The organism is Williamsia sp. D3 (genome assembly GCF_000506245.1).
GTDB classification, from domain to species: Bacteria; Actinomycetota; Actinomycetes; order Mycobacteriales; family Mycobacteriaceae; genus Williamsia; species Williamsia muralis.
In genome coordinates, this window is sequence record NZ_AYTE01000001.1 from 76,358 (window position 1) to 102,516 (window position 26,159).

24 protein-coding genes and 2 pseudogenes are annotated in these 26,159 nt (G+C 65.4%); 11 read left to right on the top strand and 15 right to left on the bottom strand.

The annotated features are described in order from the left end of the window. Positions 1–18 precede the first annotated feature (18 nt). Positions 19–1,332 (top strand): NAD(P)/FAD-dependent oxidoreductase, encoded by a 1,314-nt coding sequence (locus tag W823_RS31495; protein WP_023953825.1) that lies wholly within the window; start codon positions 19–21, stop codon positions 1,330–1,332. Position 1,333: 1 nt separating this feature from the next. Here W823_RS31495 and W823_RS31500 read toward each other — a convergent pair. The 4 genes and pseudogenes from W823_RS31500 to cobC form a co-directional block, all read right to left on the bottom strand. Continuing rightward, positions 1,334–2,447, bottom strand: a pseudogene (locus tag W823_RS31500) (bifunctional RNase H/acid phosphatase). 72 nt (positions 2,448–2,519) lie between these two features. Beyond that, positions 2,520–3,266 carry a zinc ribbon domain-containing protein gene (locus W823_RS31505; protein WP_023953827.1) on the bottom strand — a complete coding sequence of 249 codons (747 nt, stop codon included), beginning with the start codon at positions 3,264–3,266 and terminating at the stop codon, positions 2,520–2,522. 79 nt (positions 3,267–3,345) lie between these two features. After that, entirely contained in the window at positions 3,346–4,476 is a 1,131-nt protein-coding gene (locus tag W823_RS31510) for a Nif3-like dinuclear metal center hexameric protein (protein ID WP_023953829.1), read from the bottom strand. Next, the gene (cobC, locus tag W823_RS31515) at positions 4,476–5,543 is read right to left on the bottom strand and encodes an Rv2231c family pyridoxal phosphate-dependent protein CobC (RefSeq protein ID WP_023953831.1); all 1,068 of its coding nucleotides are present in this window, start codon (positions 5,541–5,543) and stop codon (positions 4,476–4,478) included. Before cobC ends, W823_RS31510 begins: the two co-directional genes overlap by 1 nt. A 30-nt stretch (positions 5,544–5,573) precedes the next feature. Here cobC and W823_RS31520 point away from each other — a divergent pair, with 30 nt between their 5' ends. Continuing rightward, the gene (locus tag W823_RS31520) at positions 5,574–6,278 is read left to right on the top strand and encodes an HAD-IA family hydrolase (protein WP_023953833.1); all 705 of its coding nucleotides are present in this window, start codon (positions 5,574–5,576) and stop codon (positions 6,276–6,278) included. After that, complete coding sequence (locus tag W823_RS31525; protein ID WP_023953835.1) at positions 6,271–6,735, top strand: low molecular weight protein-tyrosine-phosphatase; 465 nt, start codon at positions 6,271–6,273, stop codon at positions 6,733–6,735. The genes W823_RS31520 and W823_RS31525 overlap by 8 nt, the downstream gene beginning before the upstream one ends. Positions 6,736–6,753: 18 nt before the next feature. Here the strand turns inward: W823_RS31525 and W823_RS31530 are convergent, their stop codons facing one another. Then, positions 6,754–7,797, bottom strand: a complete 1,044-nt coding sequence (locus W823_RS31530) for a putative zinc-binding metallopeptidase (RefSeq protein ID WP_023953837.1) — start codon at positions 7,795–7,797, stop codon at positions 6,754–6,756. 187 nt (positions 7,798–7,984) lie between these two features. On the opposite strand from W823_RS31530, the gene W823_RS31535 reads away from it, so the two are divergent. Continuing rightward, positions 7,985–8,890 (top strand): SURF1 family protein, encoded by a 906-nt coding sequence (locus W823_RS31535; RefSeq protein WP_023953839.1) that lies wholly within the window; start codon positions 7,985–7,987, stop codon positions 8,888–8,890. Here W823_RS31535 and W823_RS0127355 read toward each other — a convergent pair. Then, entirely contained in the window at positions 8,837–9,760 is a 924-nt protein-coding gene (locus W823_RS0127355) for a cobalamin biosynthesis protein (RefSeq protein ID WP_031331037.1), read from the bottom strand. The genes W823_RS31535 and W823_RS0127355 overlap by 54 nt on opposite strands. Positions 9,761–9,908: 148 nt before the next feature. On the opposite strand from W823_RS0127355, the gene W823_RS0127360 reads away from it, so the two are divergent. Both W823_RS0127360 and W823_RS31540 read left to right on the top strand, forming a co-directional pair. Beyond that, positions 9,909–11,270: a sulfite reductase subunit alpha gene (locus W823_RS0127360; RefSeq protein WP_031331038.1), complete on the top strand. Its 1,362-nt coding sequence runs from the start codon at positions 9,909–9,911 to the stop codon at positions 11,268–11,270. Positions 11,271–11,276: 6 nt separating this feature from the next. Continuing rightward, positions 11,277–12,119: a spermidine synthase gene (locus tag W823_RS31540; RefSeq protein ID WP_023953841.1), complete on the top strand. Its 843-nt coding sequence runs from the start codon at positions 11,277–11,279 to the stop codon at positions 12,117–12,119. Positions 12,120–12,144: 25 nt separating this feature from the next. On the opposite strand, the gene W823_RS31545 is transcribed toward W823_RS31540, so the two are convergent. Next, entirely contained in the window at positions 12,145–12,612 is a 468-nt protein-coding gene (locus tag W823_RS31545) for a MerR family transcriptional regulator (protein WP_023953843.1), read from the bottom strand. 9 nt (positions 12,613–12,621) lie between these two features. Continuing rightward, complete coding sequence (locus W823_RS31550; protein WP_023953845.1) at positions 12,622–13,479, bottom strand: SDR family NAD(P)-dependent oxidoreductase; 858 nt, start codon at positions 13,477–13,479, stop codon at positions 12,622–12,624. Positions 13,480–13,605: 126 nt separating this feature from the next. Here W823_RS31550 and W823_RS31555 point away from each other — a divergent pair, with 126 nt between their 5' ends. Beyond that, entirely contained in the window at positions 13,606–14,058 is a 453-nt protein-coding gene (locus tag W823_RS31555; protein WP_023953847.1) for a DUF4262 domain-containing protein, read from the top strand. A gap of 71 nt (positions 14,059–14,129) precedes the next feature. Continuing rightward, positions 14,130–15,386: a VWA domain-containing protein gene (locus tag W823_RS31560; protein WP_031331039.1), complete on the top strand. Its 1,257-nt coding sequence runs from the start codon at positions 14,130–14,132 to the stop codon at positions 15,384–15,386. Between the two features lie 76 nt (positions 15,387–15,462). On the opposite strand, the gene W823_RS31565 is transcribed toward W823_RS31560, so the two are convergent. Together W823_RS31565 and W823_RS31570 are read right to left on the bottom strand one after the other, a co-directional pair. Continuing rightward, positions 15,463–16,230, bottom strand: coding sequence for an ABC transporter permease (locus W823_RS31565; protein WP_023953851.1), 768 nt, complete (start codon positions 16,228–16,230; stop codon positions 15,463–15,465). A gap of 43 nt (positions 16,231–16,273) precedes the next feature. Further along, positions 16,274–17,257, bottom strand: a complete 984-nt coding sequence (locus W823_RS31570) for an ABC transporter ATP-binding protein (RefSeq protein ID WP_023953853.1) — start codon at positions 17,255–17,257, stop codon at positions 16,274–16,276. Positions 17,258–17,356: 99 nt separating this feature from the next. Here W823_RS31570 and W823_RS31575 point away from each other — a divergent pair, with 99 nt between their 5' ends. After that, a complete protein-coding gene (locus tag W823_RS31575) occupies positions 17,357–18,322 on the top strand; it encodes a YafY family protein (protein ID WP_023953855.1) in 966 nt (321 codons plus the stop codon). On the opposite strand, the gene W823_RS31580 is transcribed toward W823_RS31575, so the two are convergent. The 4 genes from W823_RS31580 to W823_RS31595 all read right to left on the bottom strand — a co-directional run bounded on the left by W823_RS31580 (position 18,319) and on the right by W823_RS31595 (position 23,094). Then, the gene (locus W823_RS31580; RefSeq protein WP_023953857.1) at positions 18,319–19,041 is read right to left on the bottom strand and encodes an HAD family hydrolase; all 723 of its coding nucleotides are present in this window, start codon (positions 19,039–19,041) and stop codon (positions 18,319–18,321) included. The genes W823_RS31575 and W823_RS31580 overlap by 4 nt on opposite strands. A gap of 3 nt (positions 19,042–19,044) precedes the next feature. Beyond that, entirely contained in the window at positions 19,045–20,562 is a 1,518-nt protein-coding gene (locus W823_RS31585) for a catalase (RefSeq protein WP_023953858.1), read from the bottom strand. A gap of 153 nt (positions 20,563–20,715) precedes the next feature. Continuing rightward, a complete protein-coding gene (locus W823_RS31590) occupies positions 20,716–21,534 on the bottom strand; it encodes a potassium channel family protein (RefSeq protein WP_023953860.1) in 819 nt (272 codons plus the stop codon). Between the two features lie 153 nt (positions 21,535–21,687). Next, positions 21,688–23,094 carry a cation:dicarboxylate symporter family transporter gene (locus tag W823_RS31595; RefSeq protein WP_023953862.1) on the bottom strand — a complete coding sequence of 469 codons (1,407 nt, stop codon included), beginning with the start codon at positions 23,092–23,094 and terminating at the stop codon, positions 21,688–21,690. A gap of 111 nt (positions 23,095–23,205) precedes the next feature. On the opposite strand from W823_RS31595, the pseudogene W823_RS31600 reads away from it, so the two are divergent. Both W823_RS31600 and W823_RS31605 read left to right on the top strand, forming a co-directional pair. Then, positions 23,206–24,767 (top strand): annotated as a pseudogene (locus W823_RS31600) (ATP-binding protein). Further along, a complete protein-coding gene (locus tag W823_RS31605) occupies positions 24,764–25,456 on the top strand; it encodes a response regulator (protein WP_023953864.1) in 693 nt (230 codons plus the stop codon). Before W823_RS31600 ends, W823_RS31605 begins: the two are co-directional and overlap by 4 nt. Before the next feature lie 4 nt (positions 25,457–25,460). On the opposite strand, the gene W823_RS57605 is transcribed toward W823_RS31605, so the two are convergent. Beyond that, positions 25,461–26,006, bottom strand: coding sequence for an excalibur calcium-binding domain-containing protein (locus W823_RS57605; protein WP_200866331.1), 546 nt, complete (start codon positions 26,004–26,006; stop codon positions 25,461–25,463). Positions 26,007–26,159: the final 153 nt, after the last annotated feature.

The following is a 26,159-nucleotide window of genomic DNA, read 5'->3' on the forward strand; positions in this document are numbered from 1 at the left end:
CCAGGAGATAAAAGGATCATGGACGCACCTTTCGCAACGACCAGCACGAATCAGCAACTCGACGCCGACGTCGCCATCGTCGGATCGGGTTTCGGTGGGCTCACCGCAGCGCAGCGGCTCGCCAAGTCGGGTCTTCGGGTGGTCCTCGTCTCGAGCACTCCCGAGCACCTGTTCCAGCCGTTGCTCTACCAGGTCGCCACCGGCGTCCTGAACAGCGAGGAGATCGCCCCGGACGTGGCCGGCATCCTCCGTCGCCACAAGAACATCGAGGTGCGGCTGGGAACGGTGACCGCGGTGGATCCCGATGCCGGGCTCCTCACATTCCGCGGAGAGGGCGCAGCCCAGACCGTCCGGTTCCGCTATCTGATCGCGGCCACAGGTGCCACCCAGTCGTACTTCGGTCGTGACGAGTTCGCACGATATTCCTTTGCGCTCAAGACGATCGACGATGCCACCCGTCTTCGCGCACAGATCCGACGCTGCTTCGAGGAGGCCGCGCGCACGGACGATCCTGACTTGCGTCGCCGGTTGCTCAGCTTCGTGGTGGTGGGCGCCGGCCCCACCGGCGTGGAGGTGGCCGGCCAGATTCGCGAATTGGCCACGCGCTATTACAAGCTCGATGACGTCTCGGTCTACCTCGTCGAGGGCGCGGGGGCCGCGCTCCCCGTGTACGGGGGTTCGCTGTCCGCCTATGCGCAGAAGGCCCTGGAACGTGGCGGTGTCGAGGTGGTACTGAACGCCTTTGTCACCGAGATGGATTCAGAAGGCGTCACCGTCAAGATCGGCAACGGGGCGGCAACGCGCCGCATCGCAGCCGACACCATCGTGTGGTCGGCCGGAGTGCAGGCAAGCGCCTTCGCGGGCGTACTCGCCGAGGTCACCGGAAGCGCGACCGACCGCGCCGGCAGGCTGTTGATCAACCCCGACCTGACGGTCGGTGGCTACGCGAACGTGTTCGCCATCGGCGACATGACGTCGTTGAACGGCTACCCCGGTCAGAGCCCGGTCGCCATGCAGGAGGCGCGCCACGCTGCGGACATCATCAGCCGGAAGAAGCAGCCGGGCACCCCGTTCCAGTACCTCGACAAGGGCAGCATGTCGGTGATCAACCGCTTCAGCGCGGTGGTGGCCATCAACGAGCGAATCCGGTTCGGCGGCTTCATCGCCTGGCTGACGTGGCTGGCAGTGCACCTGTTCTACCTGGTGGGGTTCCGTAACCGGTTCGCGGCCGTCGCCTCGTGGCTCTTCGCCTTCGTGGGCAGCAACCGTCCCGGATTCGACCAGGCCGAGCGGATGCCGGCAGAGAAGCAACGTCGCCGCAAGGCCAGTTGAGTCAGATCTCGCCGAGGTGGTTGGTGTCGTTCACCAATCGCACCGACGCACCGCCGTCGGGATAGAACTCGGCGAGGCTCAGCGACGCCAGATCCAGGTGCAGTCTATAGAGAATCGACGGACCCACATCGAGCGCTGAACGCAGCAACACTTTGATGGGTGTCACGTGGGATACCACCAGAACAGTCGACGACTCGTTGCCTGCGACGATCTCTGACCGTGCCTGCAGCACTCGTTCGGTGACGGTGTCAAAACTCTCGCCCCCGGGCGGGGCGACGCTGGTGTCACCGAGCCAGGTCTTGAAGAGCTCGGGATCGCGCTCTGCGGCCTCTCGGAACGTCAGGCCCTCCCACGCCCCGAAGTCGGTCTCGATCAGACCGTCGTGCACCGTGACCGGCAAACCCAATGCGGTAGCGGCTGATTCGGCGGTCTCCCTGGCGCGGCCCAACGGAGAGCTGATCACAGCACTGACGTCCGAGGGGGTCCGTGAGGCCAGCCGCTTGGCGGCCAGTGCTGCTTGTTCGCGGCCCAGCTCGGTCAGTTCGGGATTACCCCTACCCGAGTAGCGACGCTCGACCGACAGCGCTGTCTGCCCGTGCCGTAACAGCAACAGACGTGTGGGAGCACCGCGCGCGCTGTCCACCCCGCGACGTCGCCGGCGCTTTTACCGTTGTGCCGGTGTCGGATTCGAACGACGCGGCAGGCGTCACACCTGCAGCGGCGTCCATTGCTTCGTTCGCCAATCGATCTGCGTGCCCGTTCTGATTGCGCGGTATCCAGACGAACTCGACGTTGTCGAACCGTCCGGTCAGGCTCTTGGCCTCGCGAGCCAGCGGGATCATGTCCGGATGCTTGATCTTCCAGCGGCCCGACATCTGCTCGACAACGAGTTTCGAATCCATCCGCATCGTGACCTCAGCGGCCCCGAGCTCGGAAGCAGCTGTGAGCGCCGCGATGAGGCCCCGGTATTCAGCCACGTTGTTGGTGGTCACCCCGAGCGCCTCTTTGCGTTCCGCGAGAACCGCAGAGTGGTCGGCGTCGAAGACGACCGCCCCGTAACCGGCCGGACCGGGATTGCCGCGTGAGCCCCCGTCTGCCTCCGCTATCACCTTCACCGGTTCCTCACCCTTCGTGCCGTCGGTGCACCGTCGTCGCGTGCGATGTCGTCGAGCGCACAGGCGCCGCGGTCATTGCCGGGTCAGACCGGATTCGTTGGTGCGTACCAGGATTGCGCCACACTCGTCGCATCGGACGACCTCGTCGGCCGGGGTGGCAGCGATGCGGCCGAGCAGACCGCGGTCGAACTCCATGCGGCATCCGCCGCAACGTCCGGCCCGGAGCAATCCGGCTCCGACCCGTCCCGCTTTCGTCTGCCGTTCATAGATCGCCATGAGGGCGGCATCGACGTGTTCGAGCATCGCGTCACGTTTGGTCTGCGCCGCAGCTTCTGCCTCCGCGATCTCGGCCAACGCGACCTCGCGGCGGGCCGTGGCGTCGTCGATCAGCCGTTGGGTGTGGGCCGTCATCGCCGACGCGCGCTGCTCGTCCGCGCTGACGGCTTCCTGCTGCTCCATAACCTCGAGCATCTCGTCCTCGAGATTGGACCGACGACGGATCAACCCGGCGACCTCGTGCTCGAGTTCGGTCAGTGCCTTGGCAGGCAGATTGCCTGCCGCCAACTGCTGGTTGTCCTTGGCCTCGCGCATCGACATCGAGTTGATCTCGTTGTCGAGCCGACGCGATTCACGCAGCAGGTCTTCGGCGGCGATCTGGGCGCGGATTGCCTCGTCGCGCTGGGTCTGCAGCTGTTCGGCAAGCCTGCTCAACTCGGCGTTCTCTGGAAGGACCGCCCGCCGATGCGCGATGCGGTGCAATTCGGCATCGATGTCGGCGATGTCCAACATGAGTCGTTGGCTGGCCGGGTCTGCTTTCACCAGTGCCCTTTCGTTTTATGCATGGATGTGCAACCGTACGCGGTCTGCGACGACCCACTCGGTTCAGCTCCCGCCGCCCTCATCCGCCGTGACCCCCTCGATGGACGGTCCACGGATCAGTCGGGTTGGCGAACACGGTGGCCGAGAGCCCCGGCAGCTCGGCACCCAGGAGATCGACAACCTGCTCGCACCAAGGAAACTCGGTGCTCCAGTGGCCGGCGTCGATGAGCGCCGGACCACCCCCGCGCAGATGTTCGTCGACCGGGTGATGGCGTAGATCCCCCGTCACGTAGACGTCCGCTCCGGCGGCCCGCGCGGCCCTGAGCAGCGAGTCGCCCGCTCCACCGCAGACCGCAACGGTCCGGACCGCCTGTTCGGGATCACCGGCGGCGCGTACCCCTGACGTCGATACGGGCAGGGCGTCGGCGACGAGCTTGGTGAACGCGCCCAGCGTCAGCGGTCCGGCGAGCTCACCAACCCGGCCGAGTCCCTCCCCACTGATCCCTGCGGCCGGCTCGATGAGATCGAAGGCCGGTTCCTCGTAGGGATGGGCTGCTCGCAGCGCGCCGAGAACGGCTGCGCGCACCGTTCTGCGTGCAACCATCTCGACACGGTCTTCGGCAACCTGGGTCAGCTCACCGCGCGCACCGACCGCCGGGTCCGCATCTGCGCTGGGAAGGAATTGTCCGGTTCCGGACGTACTCCAGCAGCAGTGGCTGTACTCCCCGATCTCGCCCGCTCCCGCAGCGAACATCGCTTCCCGTACGGAGTCGGCCTCGGCGGCGGGAACGAACACCGACCACTTGTCCATGGCCGCAGCAGGTTTCGGGTCGAGCGGCCGCAGGTCGGTCAGTCCGAGCGCGCCGGCCAACGCATCCGACACTCCCGGGGATGCCGAGTCCGCATTGGTGTGTGCGGTGTACAGCGCGCACCCGTTCCGGATCAGCCGGTGGATGAGCCGGCCCTTGGGGGTATGGGCGCCCACTGTGTCGACGCCACGGAGGAGCAGGGGGTGGTGGGCCACGATGAGGTCGACCCCTCCGGCCACGGCGAGATCGACCACCGCGTCGGTCACGTCCACGCAGCACAGCACCGAACCCACCGTCTCGGCAGGGTCACCACACACCAGACCCACCGAGTCCCAGTCCTCGGCGAGCCGTACCGGGTATGCCCGTTCGAGTACTTCGATCACGTCTGCAAGGGCGGTCATCAGCCCACCTTTCCGATCGCATCGATCAACCCGGAGACAGTGCTCTCGTCGCGGACCGCGAGCCGGAGCACGTCCGGCCCCATCCCGACGAAGTTGGCGCAGCTGCGCACCGCATACCCATGATCGCGCAGCCGTTCTTTGAACGCAGTGCCGTTCGGGACGGCGATCGTGACAAACGACGCCGAAGGCCGTCCCAACACCTCGACACCTACTCCCTGCAGTGCCGCGATCATCGAGGCGCGATGCGCCTGTACCTCCGCAGCCTGCGCCGCCGCGTACGCAGCACCCTCGGGGCCCGCACACACCTCGAGCGCGACCAGCTGCAACGTCCCCAGTGGCCAGTGCGGTCGGGCCCGGGCCAGCCGGCGCAGCAACAGGGGGTCGCCAAGGAGATAGCCGGCACGCAGCCCCGCGAGTGCAAATGTCTTCGTGATGCTCCGCAGAACCAGCACACCGTCGAGACGATCACCCGCGAGGCTCTCCGGCTCCCCCGGCACGATGTCGGCGAACGCCTCGTCCACCACGACGACGCGACCGGGACGTCGCAGGGCGTCGATCGCGGCGCGGGGGTGGAGCACGGACGTGGGATTGGTGGGGTTGCCCAGCACCACCAGGTCGGCGGACTCGGGCACGAGATCGGGGTCGAGATTCCAGGGTGGCGGGAGCACCACCTGTTCGATCGCGACGTCCGCTGCGCGCAAGGCGCGCTCGGGTTCGGTGAACGAGGGTTGCAGAAGAGCCGCCAGCCGGGGCTGCAACTGCGGCAGCAACGCGAAACCCTCGGCGGCCCCGGCCAGCAACAACACCTCGGACGGGTCGCGGCGGTGATGCCTGGCAATGGCCTCCACGGCCCGCCGCTCATCGTCGACCCCGGGATAGCGGGCGAGATCACCGATGCGGGCATTCAGCGCTCGCAGCAGGAAGTCAGGGGTGGTGCCACGCACGTTGACCGCGAAGTCGACGAGTCCGGGCTCGACGTCACGGTCGCCGTGACGAGCAAGGTCCGTGAGCAGCTGCCCCGCAGGAACTCGGTGTTCTCCCCCGGTCGGTGCGCTCGGCGATTTCACAGTTGTCGAGCCTACGGGCAGGATGGACTGGTGAGTTCGCGCATCGACACCAGCCTCCCCGACCCCGCTGATCTGCCCGACCCGACCGCCGCGTCGACGGTGCTCCTGTTCGACCTCGACGGCACCATCACCGATTCGTTCGCAGGCATCGAGAAAAGTTTCCGCCATGCCCTCGACACCGTGGGCGCACCGCAACCAGATGAGTCGGTGGTGGCCGGGATCGCGGGGCCACCCATGATCGACAGCCTTCGGCGACTCGACCTCGATGAACCAACCGTCGATGCCGCGATGAAGGCGTACCGCGAGCGGTACGTCAGTGTCGGCTGGCTGGAGAACTCGGTGTTCGACGGTATGGACGGACTCCTCGCCGACCTGTCCGCGTCCGGTCGCAGGCTCGCGGTGGCGACCTCAAAGAATCAGGCCACCGCCCGGCGGATCCTCGAGCACTTCGGACTCGACAAGCACTTCGAGTACATCGCGGGGGCATCCGACGACGGCTCACGGCGCACCAAATCCGACGTGATCGGGCACGCACTGACCTCCCTGGGGATCACCGACGTCTCCGATCACGCGGTGGTGATGGTCGGCGACCGTTCGCATGACGTTCACGGGTCGGCCGAGTACGGCATTCCCGCGGTGTTCGTGCGGTGGGGATATGCGGTGTCCGACGAACACACCGACGCGGCGTGGGCTGTGGAATCGGTGGACCAGCTCCGCGGGTTGCTTTATGCCTGAACGCCTGCACGTCACCTTCGTCTGCACCGGGAACATCTGCCGCTCACCCATGGGGCAGAACATCTTCCGGCATGCGCTCGACGAGGCCGGGCTCGCGGAGCAGGTCCGGGTGACCAGTTGCGGTACGGGCCACTGGCATGTCGGCGATCCCGCCGACCTCAGGGCCCGTACCGAATTGACCTCGGCGGGGTACGACGACGACCACACCGCAGCCCAGATCGGACCCGAGCACCTCGGAGCCGACTTGTTGCTGGCGATGGACAGCGGGCATCTGCGTGCACTGCAGGAAGAGGGTGTCGGCGAACGAGCACGGTTGCTGCGCAGCTTCGACCCCGACGCCGATGGGCCGGATGTCGCCGACCCGTACTACGGATCGGACGACGGTTTCGCCACCGTTCGTCAGCAGATCGAGGCCGCCGTCCCGGGGCTCCTGGCCTGGGTGCGCGAACGCCACTGACCCCGGGAACCCGCGGGGTCAGAGCACGGCCGGCGCGATCAGTCCGTGGATGAAGCGCATCTTCGACAACACCTGTTGCGGGAGCACAAACGGGTACAGATCCTGATGTCCCATCGATCGGTTGATCTGGTTGAGCGCCCACGTCAGCGGGAGCCACAGGTCGATGATCTGGTCGAATCCCACATCGCCGAGCAACACGCTGTCGAGGGTGGCTCCTGCCGGCGCCATCGCGAACGCCGCAGCGGTGTCGAGGGTGTCGCGGATGTGCAGGTAGTGCGCGAACGTCTCGGCCCAGTCCTCGGCGGGGTGCATCGTGGCGTAGGAGGAGACGTACTTGCGCCGCCAGTCCGTCGGGGGTCCATCGCCATAGTGGCGGTCGAGTGCCGCCTGGTAGTCCTCGTCCGGGTCTCCGAACAGTTCCTCGAACCGTTCCCGGTGTTCACCTGAGCCGACCAGGACCATTTGGTAGTAGTGCCCGATCTCGTGACGGAAGTGTCCGATCAGGGTGCGATAGGGCTCGTCCATCGACACCCGCAACTGCTCGCGGTGCACATCGTCGCCCTCTGCGAGGTCGAGGGTCACCACCCCGCTGGCATGTCCGGTGATGACCGGGTTCACGGCGCTGGACAGCAGATCGAACGCGAGGCCCGTGTCGGGGTCCACGTCGCGGCCCCGGATGGGAAGCCCCAATTCGTCCAGTTCGAGGATCACCCGGCGTTTGTTGGTCTCGGCAACCCCGAACGCCTCCATCGCGGTGGTGTCGGTGTCGGCGGGCCGCGTTCGGGTGAGCCGGCATGACTCGCACAGAGTCGACGGATTTGGTTCGCCTGCAGGTGTTTTCGCGCCGGGTTTGACTTCCGGGATGATCCAGTTGCAGGAGATGAGCGCGAAGTTGGTGCATCGCACCAGCTTTTGCCCGTCGAGTTCGGTGGTCGCCTCGTCGTCGAGCACATACATGGTGCGCGTCGGCATGTGGAATCCGAGCGGGCTCTTGCAGTTCAGGCACAACGTGTTCTCGAACGACAGTCGCTGACCACACTTACGGCAGACCAGATCGCGCATGGGTGACGCTCCCCTCGTGGTGATGATGACGGCGTGATGCCGGCCCGTCGCCGGGCGGACCGCAGTTTTTGCACCGTCCCACTGCGTTGAGCGTAGTCGCTGGTCCGGCCGCGTCGGACATGGCCGATCGGGGAATCGGACGCGACACCGTGTCGGACCTGGTGGGTGGACTCGGTACCGTGGTGATGTGCGTGTCCTGCGAAACTTCCTGCGTCCCGGATGGATCGCGCTTGCCGTCGTGGTGATCGCGTTCGCCGTCGCGTGCTTCTGGGTGCTGGCCCCGTGGCAGCTGGGTAAGAACTCACGCACCGAGCATCAGAACGACCTCATCAAACGAGCGGAGTCGTCTCAGCCCGTTCCCATCGGCGACCTCTATCAAGATGGTCGTCCGGTCGAGGACGCCGAATGGAGCCGTGTCTCGGTCACCGGCAGGTACCTGCCGGACAAGCAGGCGGTGGTACGGCTGCGCTCCATCGAAGGGTCGCCCGCCTATGAGGTGCTCACCCCGTTCGCGGCCGACTCCGGCGACACCTACCTGGTCAACCGCGGATACGTGAAGCCTGTCCAGGGCACGGCCTTGCCTCCGATCACCCCGCCGCCGTCCGAGCAGGTCACGCTGGTCGCCCGCATCCGTGCGGCGGAGGGAACGAGTCCGGGGCGTGAGCCGCGTACCGAGGCCGGCGCCACACAGGTCTATTCCATCGACCCGGTGGTCCTCGGCCGTGCCGTCGACGTGCCTCTGGCCGCCGGATATCTCCAGCTGACCGACGACCAGCCCGGCGGACTCGGCGTGATCGATCTCCCCCAGCTCGATTCAGGCCCGTACCTCTCCTATGGGTTGCAATGGCTTGCCTTCGGCGTGATGGCGCCGTTGGGGCTGGGCTACTTCGTGTGGTCGGAGGTCAAGCAGCGGAAAGCTGCGAAGACTGGTGCCCCGATACCCAAGAAGCCACGCGAGCGGGGCCGCCGGACGCGGGAGGCACTGGCCGCGTCGTCCACCGGCGCAGTAATCCATTCGGAGGCGCGTGGGCCGATCGGCTCAGGACCGACGAGCGCGCCGGACGACAAGCTGTCCGACCGCTACGGTCGCTAAGGCGCCGATCTGCACCCGCCGGGACAACGCCGCGGCGCGGTACAGGTCGCGGCCGGTGGGAGCGCGACCGTCGCCCAGCGTCGGGCGAATCTCGGTCCGGTGCCGGTAGACCGTGACACCGCCGAGCTCCACGCCGAGTGCTCCCGCGAACGAGGCCTCGACCACACCCGCGTTAAGACTGGGGTGTGCCGATGCGTCCCGACGCACAGCGGTGGCCGCCCCCGCCCGGTCGTCGCCGAGCGCCACCACCAGGAGTGCGGTCAGGCGGGCGGGCAGGAAGTTCGCCACGTCGTCGAGTCGAGCGCTCGCCCAGCCAAAGTTGGAATATCTGCTGTTGCGATATCCGACCATCGCATCGAGCGTGTTGATCATCCGGTACGCCAGCAGTCCCGGGATCCCGGCGATCGCTCCCCAGACCAGCGGACCCACTGTTGCATCCGAGGTGTTCTCGGCGACGGATTCGAGCGCGGCGCGGGCCATCCCGTCTGCGTCGAGACTGTTCGGGTCACGGCCGCACAGACTGGGTATCAACGCGCGGGCGCCCTCGAGGTCGTCGGACGCCAGCGAGTCGGCCAGACGCTCGCCTACCGACGTCAGGGAGGTACCGCCCAAGGTCGCCCAGGTGATCAGCGCCGTCGGCAGCACCCCGGTGCGGCGGCCCATCATGCCCGCACCGGTGACCACTCCCACGCACGTGACGGTGAACATGGTTCCGGCCCAACGTGAGTCGCGATACAGGACGCTCTCGAGCCTTCCCGCGGCGATACCCATGCCGGCCACGGGGTGATAGCGGGTCGGGTCGCCGAAGATGCGGTCGAGGAGATATCCCGCGGTCAGCCCGAGGGCGCGGTCCCAGCCAGCAGTCACCATGGTGTGCTCATCCTAGGACTTGGTGAGGCGCGCCCAGCGACGAGAGCAAGTGAGGGTACCCTCATCCTGCTTGGTGCCGCTTCAACGACGCAGCGGTGCCCGGCCCACCCGGGGCACTGGTTCCGACATCACGAACAATGGTGAGCTAATGAGAACGACCAACCTGCCAGACGACCTTGACCATACCGGCGACCAGCGATTGTGGTTGTCGGGTTTCCTGGCCGGTTTCGACGCCGGCTCGACAACGGATGGCGTCGTCGCGGCCGACCGCGACGCGGTTCTGGCCGCCGCCCGAGCGGCACTCGCCGAGCTCGACAGCGGGGTGTCGGCCCCGGAGATCCCCGGCGCCGAGGAGATCGCAGACCGCCCGGCCAAGCCGAAAAGGTCGCCGTGGACCCGCAAGAACCCCTATGCCGCCACGCTTGTCGCCAATCGACCACTGCGCGGGTCGGACTCGGCCAAAGACGTCCGTCATGTGGTCTTCGATCTCGGCGACAGCGACATCGACTACGAAGCGGGCGACGGCCTCGGCATCCGGCCGGTGAACGACCCGCACCTGGTGTCGGCGTTGATCACCAGGATCGGGGCAGATCCGCACCAAGTGATCACCACTCGCGCCGGCGAGTTCACCCTGGTGGACGCGTTGACACACGAGTACGAGATCTCGCTGCCCACCCGCGACCTGATCGACTTCATGGCCGAACGGTCGCGCGATGCCGAACTCGATCACGTTCTGTCCACCGAGGAACGTGAGGCCCTCGAGGGATGGTTGTGGGGCAAGGACGTCCTCGACCTGCTCGACCTGGAACCCGCGCTGGAAATATCCGCGACCGAGCTGCTCGAACTCCTCAGACCGCTGACCCATCGGGTGTACTCGATCTCGTCGAGCCCACTGACACACAAGGGGATGGTTCATCTGACCGTGTCCGCGGTTCGGTATCGCTCGGCGCAGCGCGACCGCCGAGGGCAGTGTTCGACCTACCTCGCCGACCGGCTCAAGGCGGGCGATACGGCCGGTGTCTTCTTGTCGAAGAACCGCTCGTTCCGCCTGCCCGACGACGACTCGGTACCGGTGATCATGGTGGGCCCGGGTACAGGCGTCGCCCCGTTCCGCTCCTTCCTCTACGAACGCAAGGCCAGGGGCGCTCGGGGACGCAACTGGCTCTTCTTCGGGGACCAGTTCCGGGCAACGGACTTCATGTACGAAGACGAGATCGTGCAATTCCGCCGCGACGGCGTCCTCGACCGGCTTGATCTGGCGTTCTCGCGGGATCAGGAGGAGAAGGTCTACGTGCAGGACCGGATGCGGGAGAACGGCGCCGACCTGTTCACCTGGCTGGAGGACGGTGCCCACTTCTACGTGTGCGGCGACGCCTCGCAGATGGCGAAAGATGTGGATTCCGCTCTTCATGACGTGGTCGCCGAGCACGGTGGGTTCGATGCCGAGACCGCGGAGGACTACGTCAACACCCTCAAGCGGGAAAAGCGGTATCTGCGAGATGTGTACTGACCTCTGATGGGCCGCGCATCGCGACAACCCAGGGCCCGCAACGATTCCGGTGGGCCTCAGCCCGGCGTGTACCCGATCGACACCGGCAGCTGCGAGCTGGTTCGTGACCACCTCACCGACGGTTGGATACTGAACGTCAACGGCGTGCAGAGTTCTCACATCAACCTCTCCGACCCCACCCAGCTCGACTTCGAGTACATGCAATGGATGGCCGCGCTCATCGCTGACCGCTGGCCGGCCTCGAGCCGACTGCGCGTACTTCACCTCGGCGCCGGCGCGTGCTCGATGGCTCGCCATCTGGCTGCGAACTATCCGCAGGCCCGCCAGGTCGCGGTCGACATCGACGACACACTGGCTCGATTGGTGCGGGAATGGTTCGATCTGCCTCGTGCTCCCCTGCTCCGACTGCGGGTGGGTGACGCCCGCGAGGTCACCGAATCACTCACCGACAACAGCCGGGATCTGATCATTCGTGACGTGTTCTCCGCCGCCGTCACCCCACCGGCACTGACCACCGCCGAGTTCACCGCCCAGGTTCGTCGGGTGCTGGCCCCTGGCGGTGTCTACATGGTCAATTGTGGTGACACCCGCGACCTTTCACTCGCCCGATCAGAGGCCGCCACCTTGGGGACCTTGTTCGAGCACCTCGCGATCATCGCCGACCCTGCGATGCTCAAGGGCCGTCGTTACGGCAACATCGTGATCGCCGCCGCTGACACCCCGCTCGGCGAGTCACCAGCAGTTGCCCGGACACTCCTCGGCGGCGGCGTTCCGGCGCACATCTGGCTCGACCCGAAGGTGCGTTCCTTCGCCACGGGTGGTCGCGTTCTGCACGATCAGGCCGGGTGACCCCGCCGGCAGCACAAGGGTGTGATCACGGCCCGATGTTGCCGCCGTAGGTCGCGATCTTGTACTCGGTGGCCGCCAGCGACAGCTCCAGTTCGCGGATGCGCCGGGTGATCGTGTTGCGTTGCTCCACCATGATCTCGAGGCGCTCGGCAACCGTCCGCTCCCCTTGGTCGGCCAATTCCACATAGTGCTGCAGATCCCGCATCGGCATGCCCGACAAGCGCATTCGGGAAACGAAGACCAGCCGCCGAACGGCGGCGCCATCGTAGGCACGGTGGCCGGCGAGATCTCGTGGCACCGTGACCAGGCCGGCCCGCTCGTAGTAGCGAAGTGTGTGCGCAGACACGCCGAGCAGTTCGGCCACGTCGGCGATGCCCAGCGGGCCGTCCACGTCGCCGGTGTCGACCAGACCGTGGACCACCTCGACGGTCATCGACTCGTCGCCGCCCTGCAGCGCCTCGAGCGCTCGACTCATCAGATCTCGGGTCGCCATGATCCAACGCTAGACCGGTCGAACCGATTCCGGGACGCCCGGAAAGTCAGCGCTCTCGGACAGTGCGGCGATCTTGTCGAGCTCCTCGAGTCCACGTCGGTGAGCGGTGGCGAGCCGACGTACCGCTTCACGTCCGAGTGGGACCCGCAACGGCGCGCTCTCGGCGTCCACCAACGACCGGATGATGTCCGCCGCCCGAGCGGGATCGCCCTCCTGCTTTCCGTCCACGGCCAGCATGTCGGCGCGCACCGCAGCCAGCAGAGGGCCATAGGTCTTCGATGGCGTTGCGAGTTTGAGTACGTCGGGTGCGTTGAAACCGGTTCGGAAGCGGCTCGGCTCGACGATGAGAACTCTGATCCCGAATGGTTCCACCTCGCCGGCCAACGCTTCAGACCACCCTTCGAGCGCGAACTTGCCCGCGGAGTAGGACCCGGCACCCGGGAATGACACGCGTCCGCCTTGGCTGCTGATCTGCACGATTGTTCCTTTGCCCTGCTCTCGCATACCGGGCAGTACCGCCCGTACCAGGGCCGCAGGACCGAACAGGTGCTGGTCGAGCATGTCTCGCAATTGCCGGTCGTCGATCTCCTCGGCTGCCCCGATCTGCCCGACTCCACCGTTGTTGACCAATACGTCGATGGCACCGAAGCGCTCCACGGCTCCGGCGACGAGGTGGGCCGCAGACGCGGTGTCGCGCACGTCGTGGTGAACCGCCAGCAGAGCGTCGGGGTACGCCGTGAGCAGATCGGCGATCCGCTCGGGTCGTCGCATCGCGGCCACCACGCAGTCCCCTGCTGCCAACGCCGCCTCGGTGAGAGCCCGTCCGATGCCCGAGGATGCGCCGGTGATGATCCAGTTCTTTTGCATGGAGGAGACGCTAGGTCTTTGAGCGCACTCGAACGCAACCCTTTGTCAGAAGGCCGACTTGTCAGAGGCCGACGTTAATCTCCCGGCACAACGATCTGCACCAGCCAGACAGCCAAGGAGGACGCCATGCGTCAGCAATCCGATCCGGTCGATTTCGCCCACCGCGCGATTGCCAAACGCTATTGGACGGTCACCGCGGTACGGGCGGCCGTCCAGGTCGGATTCCCGTCGCTCGCCTACACCACCGGGCTGACCTCGCTGGCACACCCCGAACTGATCATCTACGGACTCGAACCGGGCACCGCCGGATCCATCCTCAACACTGTCGGGCACCGAATCGCAAGAGCCGGAGGCAGCCTCACCGCCGGTGAACGCCTCTCGGGTTTCTTCGACAACGACCTTGACCTGGTGGCCATCGAAGCACTCACCACATCGGACCTGCGCGTCGCGAACCGCGTCTACGGCAGTGTGTCGGCGTGGCAACTGGTCTGGCCGGATTCGGCAGGGCTCTACCCGTGGAGTGCCGGCTACGGCATCGCCAAGACCGTGCAGCCCCTGGCGGGCCTGCCTGCTGCATGACCTCGGATCGGATCGGCTGATGGGCCGACATCAGATGCGTGTTCGGCGCACCATCGTCGATACTGAGCGCCATGGTCACCCTGTCGCGAGGCGCAAACACACCCATCTCTTCCGGCGTACTCACTGTCGCGATCACCGGAGTGGCGCCCGGCGCGGTTGACGTGATGGCGTTTCTTCTCGGCGACAACCACAAGACGCGAACCGATTCGGATTTCATCTTCTTCAACCAGCCGCAGTCGGCCGATGGCGCGGTTGTGCTGTCGGGTGGCACCACCCTGACGGTCGACCTCGCGAGGGTGCCAGCCGACGTCCACACCGTTGCCGTTGGGATTGCCTGCGACGAGGGGTACTCGTCTCCCCTGTCGGCGCTACCCGCTCTGGCGGCCTCTGCGAGCGGCACCGGGTTCCAGATCGAGCTACCCGCAGCCGGGTTTAGTACCGAACGTGCCGCGGTGTTGGTCGAGATCTATCGGCGGGGCGGTGAGTGGAAGATCCGCAATGTCAGCGCCGGATGGGATCGCGGCTTCGCGGATCTGGTTCGGGAACACGGTGTGGAGGTCGATGACGAACCCGCGGCCACATCGCCCGCCCCCGAGGTCCCGGCGGTGAGATCTGTTGCGGGCGAGGAGAAACTATCCCTCGACAAGCGCCAGCGCCTCGACATGCGCAAGCGTGAGGTGCACAAGGTGCTGCTCAGCAAGAACGCGACCGGCGTCCGAGCCCGGGTGATTCTTGTCATCGACAAGACCGGGAGTATGTCCAGGCAATACTCCGGCCGGGTGGTGCACCGCGTGGTCGAACGGATGCTGGCGGTGGCCACCCAGATCGACGACGACGGCCAGTTGGAGCCGTACATGTACGCCCGTGGTTTTGCGCGTGTCCCCGACATCAGCGTGACGAACGTCGAGTCGTGGACCGAGGAGTTCCTCCACCTGTCGGGTGTTCACGGGGGCATCGACTACGACGCGATCGGAGCGTCGAACGATGAACTGCCGATCATGAACGAGATCCTGAACACGGTTGTCCCCGGACGGCCGGTACTTGTCCTGTTCTTCACCGACGGCGGTTTCCGGAAAAAGGGACCGATCAGCGAGCTGATGCGTGCTGCGTCGAGCGCTCCGGTGTTCTGGCAGTTCGTCGGGATCGGCAGGGCCAACTACGGAGTCCTCGAACGACTCGACGACATGGACGGCCGCGTCGTGGACAACGCCGGCTTCTTTGCTCTCGACGACATCGATCAGGTGTCCGACGACGATCTGTACCAGCGTCTGCTCTCGGAATTCCCTGATTGGATTCGGGCTGCCAAGACCGCAGCCATCCTGCCCTAGAGGATGCGAACCGCAGTCTGGCCTTGTCACGCACTCCGCCGAGGAGTGCGTGACAAGGCCACATCTGGTGATGGGATCAACTGCGCGACGCCGCACTGATCGCCCGCACACCTGCGGCAATTCCACCGACGGCCACGATGAGAGCCGCGATCACACCGGATAGCACTGTCTTGGTGTCGAAGTCGCCGACGAACAGCGCGCGCTCTGCTTCCACCACGTAGTGCAACGGGTTGATGTTCACCAACACCTTCATCCATCCCGGCGCGTCATCGAGCGGGAGCATGGTGCCCGACAGGATCAGCATCGGGAACATCAGCGTCTGCTGTACCGTCCAGAACACCCAGTCCTGTTCTCGCACAGCAAGAGCCAACGTGTAGGACAGTGCCCCTAGTCCTACGCCGAACACACCGAGGATGAGGATGCCGATGGCCGCTCCCCCGAGGTTGATGTCGAAGCCCAACGGCAGACCGACCAGCAAGATGATCACGGCCTGCGCTGCGAGCGGCACCATTTCCTTCAACGCGCGTCCGATCAGCAACGAGCTGCGGCTCAACGGCGTGACGAGCATCCGCTCATGACTGCCCGAGTGGATCTCGTCCATCAGGTTGGAGCCGGTCATCGACGTGCCGAAGATCGCGATCATCGCCAGCACACCCGGAATGAACCAGTTCCACACATTGCCCGAATCACCGGCACCCGGAACATCTTTCAGAAGCGGGCCGAACAGGGCAAGCAGGATCAGCGGCTGCACGAGGCTGAAGATCACGGTGAACGGATCCCGGACCGTCGGCCGCAATTCACGGGTCAGAACGATGGAACTGTCGCGGATGATTGATGTTGTCATCGGTTTCTCCTGAATACTTGGCAAAGGGTTTGAGAAAAGGTGTTCAGACGGCTGCGGTTTCGCGCAGGCTTCGGCCGGTGAGTGAGAGGAAGACGTCGTCGAGGGTCGGGCGCGTCGATGATGCACTGCGTACCGCAACTGCCCTGGCCGCAGCTGCAGTGATCACCTGGGGCAGCACCTTGTCGGCACCGACAACCTGCAGCTCAACCGACTCGCCTGTCACCTCGGCACTGCGTACTGCATCGATCGAGGTAGCGATCCGGGCCAGTTCTACGGCCCCGTCGGAGGAGTCGGCGGTGAGGCTGATGCTGTCGCCGGCAAGAGTGTCTTTGAGCGCCGCAGCAGAGTCGTCGGCGATGACCGTGCCCTTGTCGATGACGACCACTCGCTCGGCCATCGCGTCGGCCTCGTCGAGGTAGTGCGTGGTCAGCACGATCGTGGCGCCGGTCTCCGCGCGCAACCGCTGGATATGTGTCCACAGGTTGGCCCGGCTCTGCGGATCCATGCCCGTGGTCGGTTCATCGAGGAAGATCACCGGAGGGCGGTGCACGATGCCGAGCGCGATATCGAGTCGGCGACGCTGACCTCCCGAGAGAGTGCTCACCTTTCGGCTCTCCATACCCGTGAGGTCGAGAGCCGCGATCAATTCGTCTGCGCGAAGCGAACTCTCGGCTTTGCCGAATCCGTAGCACAGACCCTGGGTGATGAGTTCTTCACGCACGCGGTGGTTGTTGCCGCCACCGTTGCCCTGGCCCACGTAGCCGATCTTGCGCCGGACCGCATCGGGCTCGTCTGCGATGTTGTGGCCGGCCAGCCACGCCGCGCCGGACGTGGGCCGCAACAGCGTGGTGATCATCCGCAGCGTGGTGGACTTACCCGCCCCGTTGGGCCCGAGGAATGCGACGAGTTCCCCCTCCTTCACCGCTAGATCGATGCCCTTGACTGCTTCGACGATGCTCTTGCCCTGCTTGAAGGTCTTGGTCAGGCCCACCATCTCGATGGCCTGCATGTCGTGTGTCTGAGTCATCTCTGTTGTCCTCCCGGAATGAGTCGCGAACTGCGATGAGGAGAACCTATGACCCATTGCGGACAGTAACGGTCCGCAATATCTGGCATTGTCGAAAACATGTTGGATACCTCAGCGCGACTACTCCGGCTCCTGAGCCTGCTTCAGACCCGTAAGGACTGGTCGGGAGCAGACCTGGCGGCACGGCTCGGCATCACCACCCGCACCGTGCGCCGCGACATCGACCGGCTACGCGAACTGGGGTATCCGGTGGACGCCAGCGTGGGCGTCGGCGGCGGGTACCAACTCGGCGCCGGAGCCGAGATGCCACCCTTGCTTCTGGACGATCACGAGGTGCTGGCGGTGGCACTGAGTCTGGGCGCCGGCGCAGCCAACTCGGTCAGCGGCCTCGATGAGGCGTCGGTGCGCGCGATGTCCAAGTTGCGCCAGGTAATGCCGTCCCGGCTTCGGCACCGGCTCGATTCGCTGCAGGTCGACGCCACCCCCACCCGAACCCGGGTGGCGGTGGATGCCGGCGTTCTCGCCGATGTCGCGGCGGTCTGTCACCGACACGAGCGACTCCGGTTCGACTACAAAGCCCGTGACGGAGCAGAGAGCAGGCGTGAAGTGGAGCCCTACCGCCTGGTTCGCAGCGGCGCGCGGTGGTACCTGCTCGCGTGGGACCTCGGCCGCGATGACTGGCGTTCGTTTCGCCTAGACCGGCTCACCCCGAAAATCCCGACGGGCCCGCGCTTTTCACCTCGGCTGCTGCCCGAAGGCGGCGCCGCGGCATTCATCGCGCGCAGCCTGGGGTCCGTGTACCGCCAGGCCAACGCGCGGGTGCAGATCCACAGTCCCGTCGAAAAGGTCGCCGACATGGTCGACGCCGAGTGGGGCGTGGTGGAATCCGGCGACACCGACAGCTGCGAGGTACAGCTCTACGGTCAGTCTGTCGCGTCGATCGCACGGTGGCTGCACGCGTTCGACGCCGATTTCACAGTTCTGTCGCCCACCGAACTGCGCGACGAATGTGTGTCGCTCGCCGAGTACCACCTTCGGGTTGCCGAGCGTTATCGCAACGCCTAACGCCGGCTTCCGGGCGAGGCGCACAACCCATCGACGGTCTTGGCGAGGTCGTCCGCGAGATGGCGCGCGTCCTGGAACACCCGCTTGGCGCCGGCACCCCGGAGGGCATCACCGCCGATGCCGCCGGTCAGCACGGCCACCGAACGAACACCCACCTTTGTTGCCGCGATGGCATCCCAGGTGGCATCGCCCACCATGACCGCGTTCGAGGCACTCACCCCGGCGCGCTCCACCGCGATCTTCACGACGGTCGCGTCGGGTTTGGCGGTCTCTACGTCTTCCCCGGAGGTCACCGCATCGATGTGGTCCTCGACCTCGAGCAGATCACGCAGGATCTCCAGTTCCTGTTGCGGCGCCGAGGTCGCAAGGACCACAACGTATCCGAGCTCTTTGGCCCGTCTGACGACGTCGCGCCCACCGGGCAAGATGGTCAACGAATCGGACCGACGGAGATAGGCCTCGGTGTGTTTGCTCGACGCCGCATCAGCCAGATCCGACCTCCCCGGTGCGTCCGCGCCCACCCCCGCGATGTCCAGGAGTTCGTCAACCAGGAGCGACCCATCCATCCCGATGCGGCGGTGGATCTCCCAGTGGGGAACGGTGAGATCGACCTCGGCCAGCGCCTCATGCCAGGCCGCGACGTGGGCATACACCGAGTCCACGAGGGTACCGTCGATGTCGAACAGGACCGCGAGTTTCCCGTGGTCGATCTCTGCCATGCCCTACGCCTTCTGCTGCATGCCGGCGCGAGCCGGATTGCCCTGGTCTGCGGCCTTGGGATCGGACTCCCCGGCCTTGGACTCCACACCATCCCGGATCGCCTTGCCGACACCCGGGTCGATGCGCTCCCAGTACTCGAAGGCCCGGCCGAGCACCGGCTCCTCTACTCCGTTCAGCAGATGGCCGACAACGTTGTCCACCAGCCGATCTCGGGCATCCTGATCCATCACCTCTCGGATGAGCGTGCCGGCCTGACCGAAGTCGTCGTCCTGTGGGTGGTCGACGTATGCGGTGCGCACGATGTCACCATCGGCCGCCCAGCCCGGCTCACCCTGGAAGTCGTTACGCGCGGCAGGACCGCCTTTGGAGTTGGGCGCGTACACGGGATCGGACACGTTGGTGACCCGCATCGCGCCGTCCTTGGAGTAGCTGTGCACCGGATACTTCGAGGCGTTGACCGGAATCTGCTTGTAGTTCACGCCGATTCGGTATCGGTGTGCATCCGCGTAGGCAAACGAGCGCGCCAGCAACATGCGGTCCGGACTCAACCCGATCCCGGGGACGAGGTTGTTGGGCTCGAATGCGGCCTGCTCGATCTCGGTGTGATGGTCGGTGGGGTTCCGGTCGAGCTTCATCCGGCCGACCTCGATCAGCGGATAGTCGTCGTGCGGCCAGACCTTGGTCAGATCAAACGGATTGAACCGATACGACGTTGCGTCGTCGAACGGCATCAGCTGCACCTTCATGGTCCACGTCGGGAAATCGCCACCGTCGATGGCCTCGTACAGATCACGGGTGTGGTAGTCGGTGTCGGCGGAGGCCATCTGGTCGGCCTCGTCCTGGGTGAACGTCTCGATGCCCTGATCGGTCTTGAAGTGGTACTTCACCCAGTGCTTTGCACCGGAGCTGTTCACCCAGAGATAGGTGTGGGAGCTGTAACCGTTCATGTGCCGCCAGGTCCGCGGAATCCCGCGGTCACCCATGAGCCAGGTGACCTGGTGCGCCGACTCCGGGGACAGCGTCCAGAAGTCCCATTGCATGTCGTGGTCGCGTAAATTGTTGTCCGCGCGCCGTTTTTGTGACCGGATGAAGTGCTGGAACTTCAGCGGGTCCTTGATGAAGAAGACCGGCGTGTTGTTGCCGACCATGTCGTAGACACCCTCGCTGGTGTAGAACTTGAGCGCGAAACCGCGGGGGTCCCGCCAGGTGTCGGGGCTTCCACGCTCGCCCGCCACGGTGGAGAATCTCGCGGCCATCTCGGTGACGGTGCCCGGCTGGAAGACCGCTGCGCAGGTGTATTCGGACACATCAGCGGTGACCTCGAACGATCCGAACGCGCCACTGCCCTTCGCGTGGGGCTGCCTTTCGGGCACTCGCTCGCGGTTGAACTGGGCCATCTGCTCGATCAAGTAGTGATCGTGCAAAACGATGGGACCACCGGCGCCCACTGTCAGCGAGTGCTCATCGCTGGTGACCGGAGCACCGGAATCCGTTGTCGTGTTGAACCGTTCGTCTGCCATGCGCGCCTCCAGGGCTTGCTGTTCGATCGGTCTGTCGACCCGGGGGCTACAGGCCGACTCTTCGTAGCCTAGCGACTGGCCTACCGCTTTTCATTGCTTCTACGGTCGCCGATCCACCGATAGGCGCTACGACCAGCTGCTTCTCGGCGCGGGTCACGGCCGATGTTCGGCGTCGCCCGAGCCGACGACCGCGCCATCGGTCGCCGATCCCGGGTGCGGCTGTGGTGTCAGCCGAGCGATGTCGGCCCGCAGGTCGCGGACCTCGTCGTGCAGCGCGTCGATCTGACGCTTGGTGGCCGCGAGATTGGCTTCGTCGGTCTCGTTGACGCGTTCGACGATCCAGGTGGCGATGCTGGCCGTGACGACGCCGATCAGGCTGATGCCACCGATCATCAGACCGACCGCGATCATCCTCCCGGTGAGGGTGGTCGGCGCGTAGTCGCCGTAGCCGATGGTGGTGACCGTGGTGATGGACCACCACAACGCGTCTTCGAAGTTGCGGATGGTGGCGTCGTCGCTACCCCGCTCGGTGTCGAGGATTGCCAGCGACGCGACGAAGATCAGCATCAGGCAGGCAACGACCGTGTACGCCAGCACCCGCCCGCGGATTGCCTGACCGGCAACGCGATGGAGTACGGCAAGTACCGCGAGCAGACGCAGCAGACGTAGCGGGCGCAAGACGGGTAACGCGACGATCAGCAGTTCGGGTAGGTGCCGGACGAACCAGCGGAGTCGCTCACCCGCGAGACCGAGCCGTACGAGATAGTCGATGACGAAGCCGGCCCAGGTGATGAAGATGACCGCCTCGAGGAGGTCCTCCGCCGTTCCACCCGGTTGGGCGAGTACTTCGACGGCGTAGCAGAGCACGAACACGATCCCGGCGATGGCCAGCGGCCACTCGGTCAGATGGATCCACCGGTCCTGCTGTGAGATCGCAGGGCTGTGCGCGCCATCGTCGACCTCTGTGGCCACCTGGTCCCCTCACGTCGCGAACGCCCTCCCGACGGGTGTGACCCCGTGGGGTTGTTCGATTCGCCCATTTCAGCAAATTGTCGACGGTCACCGCATGAAAACAGCTGTGCCGCGGACCAGCGGTCCGCGGCACAGCATTGCCAGAAGTGAGACTCAGGCAGTCACCGGCTTCTTCGTGGTGTCCACCTTCGTGCCGGAGTCGTCGTCTTTGTCCCAGCTGTCGTGGCCGTCGTCGACCATCGTCAGCTCGTCGAACGGATCGTCACCGCGCAGCACGCTGTCGACCTGATCCTTGTCGATCGTCTTGGTCCAGGAACCGACCAGCATGGTTGCCACCGCGTTGCCGGAGAAGTTGGTCACCGCACGCGCTTCGGACATGAACCGGTCGATTCCGACGATGATCCCGACGCCGTCGAGGAGTTCGGGACGGTGGCTCTGCAGACCGCCGGCGAGCGTGGCCAGGCCCGCGCCGCTGACGCCGGCCGCCCCCTTGGAGGCAACGATCATGAAGACCAGCAGCGAGATCTGCTCCCCGAGCGAGAGCGGCTGGCCCATGGCATCGGCCACGAACAGCGAGGCCATGGTCAGGTAGATCGCCGTGCCGTCGAGGTTGAACGAATAGCCGGTCGGGACAACAACTCCGACAGTGGTGCGCTCGACACCGAGGTGCTCCATCTTGGCGATCAGCCGCGGCAACGCCGACTCCGACGAGGAGGTGGCGAAGATCAGGAGATATTCACGGGCGAGGTAGCGCACCAACTTGAAGATCGAGACGCCGGCGACAAAGCGGAGCAGCAGGCCGAGGATCCCGAAGACGAAGATGACGCAGGTGACATAGAAGCCGAGCATCAACGTCAGCAGTTCGGTGACCGCACTCCAACCGGTTTGGCCGACGACGTTCGCGATCGCGCCGAAAGCGCCGATCGGGGCGAGCCACAGCACCATGGCGAGCACCTTGAACACGATCTTCTGCAGCGTCTCGATGGCTCGCAGTGCGGATTCGCCCGACTTGCCCAGACTCTGGATGGCGAAGCCGACCAGCAATGCGATGAACAGGGTCTGCAGCACACTGCCTTCGGTCAGCGCCGAGAGCATCGACGTCGGGATGATCGACTGGATGAAGTCCAGCGTGCCGCCCGATTCGTGGGCCTTGTCGGCGAGTTCGGTGCCCTTTCCCATCGCTGAGGGGTCGAGGGTCAGGCCATCACCGGGCTTGAGCAGGTTGCCGACCACGAGTCCGATTGCCAGTGCGACCGTCGACATACCCAGGAAGTAGGCGAAGGCCAGGCCGCCGACCTTTCCGACGGTGGCGGCTGCGCGCACCGACCCGATGCCGAGGACGATGGTGCAGAAGATGACCGGGCTGATCATCATCTTGATCAGGCTGACGAACATCGTGCCGAGGACTCCGAGGTCTTTGCCGACCCCGGGAGCCAGGATGCCGACCAGGACACCGGCGATCACAGCCACGATCACCGCGATGTACAGCCAGTGCGTTCGATCGCGTCGTTTCGGAACGGCAGCGTCCCCGTCGGCCTGACGATCGTGTGTGGTTGTCATGATCGAACTTCCTTCTGACTGGTGACAAGAATGGGTCTGCAAGGATGGTGTTCTACGGGGGTGAGCCAGGTCACTATTTAGTTCATTACGTTCAACCGACGGAGAGGTTTCATGGCCAGGTTGGTGCCCCGTTCACTTGCCGGCCAAACGTTTGTGCTGCAGCTGGTCGTGATCGCGGTGATGGTCCTGGGCGGCAGCGCGCTGGCGATCGTCGACGCGAGACGCGACGGTGACGCCGCGGCGCGGTTGCAGGTCACCGGCATCGCCAGCGCGCTGGCCGAATCGCCGGCGACCGCAGCGGCCATCGAATCCGGAAGCGCGACAGCGGTGCTGCAACCGGTGACCGAACGGGTTCGGGCAGATACCCAGATCGCGTTCATCACGATCATGGCGCCCGACCGGACACGTTTCACCCACACGAATCCCGAACTCATCGGCCGGCCCTACATCGGGACCATCGAGCCTGCGTTGCAGGGCCGCACCTTCACCGAGGTTTACACCGGCACTCTCGGTCCGTCGATCCGCGCCGTCGCGCCGGTGCGCTCGTCGTCCGGCGAGGTCGTCGGACTGGTGTCGGCCGGGATCACCCAGCAGACGCTGTTCTCGCGCTGGCAGCAGCAGTTGCCTCAGATCCTGCTGATCGCCGCCGGCGCGTTACTCGTGTCCCTCGTCGGGATCTGGGCGATTCGCCGTCGCCTGCTGCGGCAGACACATGGGTTGGCTCCCACCGAACTGCAGGTGATGTATGAACATCACGACGCCATCCTTCACTCGGTGTCGGAAGGATTGATCGTGCTGGATCGACATGGCGTGGCCCTGGCCAATGACGAAGCCCGGCGCTGCTGGCACTGCCCGCCGGCGAGGTGGACAAAGGGAGCCTGCCCGCATTTCTCCGGTCGTACTCCCCCGGCGCACGCGACGAAGTCCACGTGACGGGTGACCGGGTACTGGTGGTCAACAGGTCTCGGGTCCCCGGCAATCGGTCGCCGGAGACCGAGGTGGTCACCATTCGTGATCGGACCGAATTGCAAGGCGCCCTGGGCGAACTCGACTCGATGAAGGTGTTCACCGAATCGCTGCGATCGCAGGCTCACGAATCGGCGAACCGTCTGCACACCATCGTGACGCTGGTGGAGATGGGACGCGGCGACGAGGCCGTTCGCTTCGCCACCACCGAATTGGAGCTGTCGCAGCAGTTGGTCGACCGGCTGTCCGAATCGGTCGGTGAACCCGCACTGGCCGCCCTGTTGCTGGGCAAGAGTGCTCAGGCCGATGAACGGGGTATCGAGTTGACGATCACCGACGACACCGTGATTCCCTCGGACAACGAACACGCTGTGTTGTCGGGCCAAGAACTCGTCACCGTGGTGGGCAACCTCGTCGACAACGCCTTGGATGCATGCGACCGGTCCGACCCCTGGGTGGAGGTGACCGTACGGCAAGATGGCGAACATCTGCTGATCCAGGTCGCCGACAGCGGCCCGGGCATGGATGCCGAGGAGTTCAGAAAAGCCAGGCAGCGCGGGTACTCCACCAAGTCCGGTGGCGAATCCGGCAGGCGCGGACTGGGTTTGGCGCTCGTATCCCAGGTTGTGGATCGCCACGAAGGGACCCTCACTGCCGAGGTGACCTACGGATCGGTTGTCACCGTCACCTTCGGGCCGCAAGCATGATCAACGTTCTCGTCGTCGAAGACGAACCGCTGATCGCCGAAGCCCACCGCACGTATCTTGGCCGGATCGACGGCTTTTCCGTTGTCGCCGTGGTGCATACGGCGCAGGACGCCATGCGATCGGCCGCAGAGGCCGCGACAACGACAACACCCATCGACCTCGTACTCCTCGATCTGGGACTGCCCGACGCCAGCGGGATCGACCTGGCATCAGCACTGTCAGGGTTACGCCCGGCCCCCGACATCATCGCCATCACGTCCGAACGAGATCTGGAGATGGTGCGAGCCGCCGTGGCCCACGGGGCGCTGGCGTACCTGCTCAAACCGTTCACGTTCGCCGCTTTCCGCGACCGCCTCGAGCGGTACCAGCGTTATCGACAGGCGTTGCCCGCGGGCACCGACGCGGCCAGCCAGATCGAGGTCGACCGGGCGATCGCCGAATTGCGGGGCACCACAGACAAATCCGCGGCCCCGAAAGGCGCGGCACCCGGCACCACCGACGAGATAGCCCGCCGGATCCGCGACAGTCCCGAAGGTCTCACTGCCGCCGAGGCCGCCAACCAGGTCGGGGTGTCGCGGGTGACGGCCTGGCGTTATCTCGAACGCCTGGCCGACGAGGGAACCCTCTCTCGCCACACGGACTACGGCAATGCCGGTCGACCCAAGATTCGTTACCAGTGGCGGCGCTGAGCGGCTATGTCTCGCACGCCACCCCGTCGCCATCGCGGTCGAGGGCGGGCCGATAGCCCGCTTCTCCCTGCATGATCGGAGCAGCACCCGCCGCTTTCACCGCTGTGCAGTTCTCGTAAAAGACCGCTCCGGCATCTGAATCGGGTGCGACGGGCACATACACCGGTGTCGACGTCCGCGGCATGACAGGCAGCGGCGCCTGAGTCGCAGTGTTCGAGTCCGGAATGTCGCGGGTGACCGGCACCTCCACGATGGAGGTCACCACTGAGGTCACGATTCGGGTCGGCGGTGCCGTGGTCGTGGTCGTGGTGGTGGTCGTCGATGTTGTCTTCGGCGGTGACGTCACCGCAGGTGTCGACGTTTCGGCCACAGCTTTCGGTTTCTCGTCAGCCTTCTCCTCCGAAGGCACGACCAAGCCGACGATCACGAAAAAGGCGAAGACTGCAGCGACAATCCACGGCCATTTCCGCTTTTTCTTCGGTGGCTGGCCATATGGGGAACCACCGGTTGGCCGATCCCAGTTGTCGGGCATGGAGAACTGCTGCGTCATGAGAATGAAAACCTTTCGGAAGGGTAATGAAATGCGCTGCTACCAGCGACTTCCCCACCGGTCCGAGCCATTCACCCACCTATATCGGTGGGCCACCAGTTCGTTACACACAGGGCCCGTCGTGGCTTTTTACGAGTTATAGCTGCTTTCCCC

Bases quoted from the DNA above. Each gene is read 5' to 3' on its own strand.
- W823_RS31555 (WP_023953847.1), top strand. From the start codon at position 13,606: ATGCGTCAGCAATCCGATCCGGTCGATTTCGCCCACCGCGCGATTGCC.
- W823_RS31530 (WP_023953837.1), bottom strand. From the start codon at position 7,797: ATGCGCGATCTGGTCTGCCGTAAGTGTGGTCAGCGACTGTCGTTCGAG.
- W823_RS31510 (WP_023953829.1), bottom strand. From the start codon at position 4,476: ATGACCGCCCTTGCAGACGTGATCGAAGTACTCGAACGGGCATACCCG.
- W823_RS57605 (WP_200866331.1), bottom strand. From the start codon at position 26,006: ATGACGCAGCAGTTCTCCATGCCCGACAACTGGGATCGGCCAACCGGT.
- W823_RS31570 (WP_023953853.1), bottom strand. From the start codon at position 17,257: ATGACTCAGACACACGACATGCAGGCCATCGAGATGGTGGGCCTGACC.
- W823_RS31605 (WP_023953864.1), top strand. From the start codon at position 24,764: ATGATCAACGTTCTCGTCGTCGAAGACGAACCGCTGATCGCCGAAGCC.
- W823_RS31540 (WP_023953841.1), top strand. From the start codon at position 11,277: ATGGGCCGCGCATCGCGACAACCCAGGGCCCGCAACGATTCCGGTGGG.
- W823_RS31585 (WP_023953858.1), bottom strand. From the start codon at position 20,562: ATGGCAGACGAACGGTTCAACACGACAACGGATTCCGGTGCTCCGGTC.
- W823_RS31565 (WP_023953851.1), bottom strand. From the start codon at position 16,230: ATGACAACATCAATCATCCGCGACAGTTCCATCGTTCTGACCCGTGAA.
- W823_RS31550 (WP_023953845.1), bottom strand. From the start codon at position 13,479: ATGCAAAAGAACTGGATCATCACCGGCGCATCCTCGGGCATCGGACGG.
- W823_RS31580 (WP_023953857.1), bottom strand. From the start codon at position 19,041: ATGGCAGAGATCGACCACGGGAAACTCGCGGTCCTGTTCGACATCGAC.
- W823_RS31595 (WP_023953862.1), bottom strand. From the start codon at position 23,094: ATGACAACCACACACGATCGTCAGGCCGACGGGGACGCTGCCGTTCCG.
- W823_RS31495 (WP_023953825.1), top strand. From the start codon at position 19: ATGGACGCACCTTTCGCAACGACCAGCACGAATCAGCAACTCGACGCC.
- W823_RS31525 (WP_023953835.1), top strand. From the start codon at position 6,271: ATGCCTGAACGCCTGCACGTCACCTTCGTCTGCACCGGGAACATCTGC.
- W823_RS31560 (WP_031331039.1), top strand. From the start codon at position 14,130: ATGGTCACCCTGTCGCGAGGCGCAAACACACCCATCTCTTCCGGCGTA.
- W823_RS0127355 (WP_031331037.1), bottom strand. From the start codon at position 9,760: ATGGTGACTGCTGGCTGGGACCGCGCCCTCGGGCTGACCGCGGGATAT.
- W823_RS31545 (WP_023953843.1), bottom strand. From the start codon at position 12,612: ATGGCGACCCGAGATCTGATGAGTCGAGCGCTCGAGGCGCTGCAGGGC.
- W823_RS0127360 (WP_031331038.1), top strand. From the start codon at position 9,909: ATGAGAACGACCAACCTGCCAGACGACCTTGACCATACCGGCGACCAG.
- W823_RS31575 (WP_023953855.1), top strand. From the start codon at position 17,357: ATGTTGGATACCTCAGCGCGACTACTCCGGCTCCTGAGCCTGCTTCAG.